Genomic DNA, 361 nt, shown 5'->3' with positions numbered 1-361 from the left:
CAATGCCCCTCAGAAAAATAATGAAGTACAACCAGATTCATACTGCGTTAATTAATTAAAACTATCTTGTTTATTTCATTCTTTCATTCTTCATCTTTTCTATTAACATATTATCAACGTAGGCCTTGATTTTATTAGGGCCGAGAAGGCCAATAATTACCCCAATTAATGGCTCAGTCTTTTCTGGTATTTGTAGTAATTCCATAGTGGATACTACGCCCAAAGAAATAAGTGCACTCATCATTGATAGAGATACTTTTATTCTCATGGAGCTGTTAATGTTTGATTCCCATAAAAAACATATGAAAAATGATATTATAGATGCCCAGAAAATAGAACAGTTGTTAACTATCCATTGCAA

Annotated in this window: 1 protein-coding gene; it reads right to left on the bottom strand. The window is 32.1% G+C overall.

What is annotated here, in order from left to right; genetic code table 11:
- Positions 1 to 70 precede the first annotated feature (70 nt).
- The coding region (locus V2A85_RS24595) for a phage holin family protein (protein WP_420072679.1) at positions 71 to 361 on the bottom strand (291 nt) is incomplete at its 5' end.

The sequence above is a fragment of the Yersinia sp. 1252 StPb PI genome, assembly GCF_048593885.1.
GTDB lineage: Bacteria > Pseudomonadota > Gammaproteobacteria > Enterobacterales > Enterobacteriaceae > Yersinia > Yersinia enterocolitica_E.
This window is presented reverse-complemented; position numbering and strand designations above follow the sequence as displayed.